Origin of the sequence: Pseudomonas brassicae, assembly GCF_010671725.1 — a bacterium.
Lineage (GTDB): Bacteria > Pseudomonadota > Gammaproteobacteria > Pseudomonadales > Pseudomonadaceae > Aquipseudomonas > Aquipseudomonas brassicae.
In genome coordinates this window covers 1-1,214 of sequence record NZ_JAAHBU010000452.1, presented here as the reverse complement: position 1 = coordinate 1,214, position 1,214 = coordinate 1, and the positions used below count along the sequence as shown (strand labels likewise).

The window sequence follows — 1,214 nt, the reverse complement described above, 5'->3', positions numbered from 1 at the left end:
GCCAGGTCCTTGTCGGCCAGCAGGCCGAACACCGCCAGGCGCTTGCCCGCCACCGGCCGCGACGCCAGGCGCTGCGCCAGGTACTGGGCGGCATGAGGATTATGGCCGACGTCCAGCAGAATGCTCAGGCGCTTGCCCTGCCAGTTGAACGTGCGCCGGTCCAGACGCCCGACAATGCGGGTGTCGCGCAACGCCTGGGCGATGCGCACAGGCTCCCACGGCAAGCCGGTCAACAGATAGGTCTGCAAAGCCAGCGCCGCATTTTCCATGGGCAGATCGAGCAGCGGCAGGTCATGCAGTTCGACCGCATTGCCCAGCGCATCCACGCCGCGCCACCGCCAGTGGTGATCGGTGCTCGCCAGGTCGAAGTCGCGGCCGCGCAACAGGAACGGGCAGTTCAACGCATTGGCCTTGTCCAGCAGCGGCTGTGGCGGGTTCAGGTCGCCACACAGCGCCGGCTGGCCTGCACGGAAAATCCCGGCTTTTTCGAACGCCACCGACTCGCGCGTATTGCCGAGAAAGTCGCAGTGGTCCACACCAATGCTGGTGACCACGGCAAGGTCGGCGTCCACCAGGTTGACCGTGTCCAGGCGCCCGCCCAGCCCGACTTCAAGCACCACGGCATCAAGGCCGGCCTGCTGGAACAGCCAGAACGCTGCCAGGGTGCCGGCCTCGAAATAGGTCAGGGAGACATCACCACGGGCCGCCTCGACCGCTTCGAACGCCTGGCACAGCTGGGCATCGCTGGCCTCGACGCCATCGAGTTGCACCCGCTCGTTGTAGCGCAGCAGGTGCGGCGAGCTGTACACGCCGACGCGCAGCCCCTGGGCCCTGAGCAGGCTGGCCACGAAGGCGCAGGTCGAACCCTTGCCGTTGGTGCCGGTCACGGTGACTACCCGTGGCGCCGGCTGGCCCAGCCCGAGCCGTGTTGCGACCTGGCGCGAACGCTCCAGGCCCATGTCGATGGCCGACGGGTGCAACTGCTCGAGGTAGGCGAGCCACTCGCCAAGGGTACGCTGGGTCATACGTTGGCAGGCACCGGCGGAACCACGATCGGCTCGACGACTGGGGCGACGAACACCGGCGTCGGCAGGCCCATCATCTGTGCCAGCAGATGACCCAGACGTGGACGCAGCTCGGAGCGGGCGATGATCATGTCGATCGCGCCGTGCTCCAGCAGGAACTCGCTGCGCTGGAAGCCTTCTGGCAGTTTT

At 67.2% G+C, this 1,214-nt stretch carries 1 protein-coding gene and 1 pseudogene; both read right to left on the bottom strand.

Features of this window, described 5'->3' with window-relative positions:
• Window positions 1-1,025: bifunctional tetrahydrofolate synthase/dihydrofolate synthase (gene folC, locus G3436_RS24215; RefSeq protein ID WP_163950379.1), on the bottom strand; the 1,025-nt coding region annotated here is incomplete at its 3' end.
• Window positions 1,022-1,214: pseudogene (locus G3436_RS24210) on the bottom strand (acetyl-CoA carboxylase, carboxyltransferase subunit beta); the annotation flags it as partial. The gene folC and the pseudogene G3436_RS24210, both read right to left, overlap by 4 nt.